The following is a 1,180-nucleotide window of genomic DNA, read 5'->3' on the forward strand; positions in this document are numbered from 1 at the left end:
TATTAGGCACGCCGCCAGCGTTCGTCCTGAGCCAGGATCAAACTCTCCGAAGAAATGTTTGACTTGCTCATTTGCTTTTTTGATAGTGTGTGCTCACTTAAAATTTAACGTTGGCGCTTTGTTTTGTTCAGTTTTCAAAGAGCAATTTGACTCTTCTTAAAGAATCAACTTTCATATCATAACAAACCCAAATCGGCTTGTCAAGTTTTTTTGGTGGAGCCTAGCGGGATCGAACCGCTGACCTCCTGCGTGCAAGGCAGGCGCTCTCCCAGCTGAGCTAAGGCCCCAAAAAATAATGGTCGGGAAGACAGGATTCGAACCTGCGACCCCTTGGTCCCAAACCAAGTGCTCTACCAAGCTGAGCTACTTCCCGAAAAAAACATGGTGCGCCCGGCGGGAGTCGAACCTACAACCTTCTGATTCGTAGTCAGATGCTCTATCCAATTGAGCTACGGGCGCATATTAAGATGGTGCCGAGGACCGGAATCGAACCGGTACGGTAGTCACCTACCGCAGGATTTTAAGTCCTGTGCGTCTGCCAGTTCCGCCACCCCGGCATAAATAAATAGTGGAGCGGAAGACGGGATTCGAACCCGCGACCCCAACCTTGGCAAGGTTGTATTCTACCACTGAACTACTTCCGCGAACATGCGGGTGAAGGGACTTGAACCCCCACGCCTTGCGGCGCCAGATCCTAAGTCTGGTGCGTCTGCCAATTCCGCCACACCCGCATAATAAAATGGTGAGCCATGAAGGATTCGAACCTTCGACCCTCTGATTAAAAGTCAGATGCTCTACCAACTGAGCTAATGGCTCATATAAACTATTTATATATGCTATATCAAGCTTGTATGAAAATGGTGCCGGCAAGAGGACTTGAACCCCCAACCTACTGATTACAAGTCAGTTGCTCTACCAGTTGAGCTACACCGGCAAGTGTAAAAATGGTGGAGGATGACGGGATCGAACCGCCGACCCTCTGCTTGTAAGGCAGATGCTCTCCCAGCTGAGCTAATCCTCCATATATAACTGCTTGGCGGCGTCCTACTCTCACAGGGGGAAACCCCCAACTACCATCGGCGCTGAAGAGCTTAACTGCCGTGTTCGGAATGGGAACGGGTGTGACCTCTTCGCTATCGCCACCAAACATAAAAGGAACGTTGTTCCTTCAAAACTAGAT

At 49.7% G+C, this 1,180-nt stretch carries 9 tRNA genes and 1 rRNA gene; all 10 read right to left on the minus strand.

Annotation, left to right across the window (positions count from 1 at the left end):
• Positions 1 to 211: 211 nt before the first annotated feature.
• The 10 genes from AC1DIV_RS29975 to rrf all read right to left on the minus strand — a co-directional run bounded on the left by AC1DIV_RS29975 (position 212) and on the right by rrf (position 1,147).
• Positions 212 to 287: transfer RNA gene (locus AC1DIV_RS29975), tRNA-Ala, on the minus strand.
• A 9-nt stretch (positions 288 to 296) separates the two neighbouring features.
• Positions 297 to 373 (minus strand) — tRNA-Pro (locus AC1DIV_RS29980).
• A gap of 9 nt (positions 374 to 382) precedes the next feature.
• Positions 383 to 459, minus strand: a tRNA-Arg gene (locus tag AC1DIV_RS29985).
• Between the two features lie 9 nt (positions 460 to 468).
• Positions 469 to 557 (minus strand) — tRNA-Leu (locus tag AC1DIV_RS29990).
• A gap of 12 nt (positions 558 to 569) precedes the next feature.
• A tRNA-Gly gene (locus AC1DIV_RS29995) sits at positions 570 to 644 on the minus strand.
• A 5-nt stretch (positions 645 to 649) separates the two neighbouring features.
• Positions 650 to 731, minus strand: a tRNA-Leu gene (locus AC1DIV_RS30000).
• Between the two features lie 9 nt (positions 732 to 740).
• Positions 741 to 816 (minus strand) — tRNA-Lys (locus AC1DIV_RS30005).
• Between the two features lie 42 nt (positions 817 to 858).
• Positions 859 to 934: transfer RNA gene (locus AC1DIV_RS30010), tRNA-Thr, on the minus strand.
• 11 nt (positions 935 to 945) lie between these two features.
• Positions 946 to 1,021 (minus strand) — tRNA-Val (locus tag AC1DIV_RS30015).
• A gap of 10 nt (positions 1,022 to 1,031) precedes the next feature.
• Positions 1,032 to 1,147: ribosomal RNA gene (gene rrf, locus AC1DIV_RS30020) — 5S ribosomal RNA — on the minus strand.
• Between the last annotated feature and the right edge of the window lie 33 nt (positions 1,148 to 1,180).

Source organism: Peribacillus sp. 05N428 (assembly GCF_056397085.1).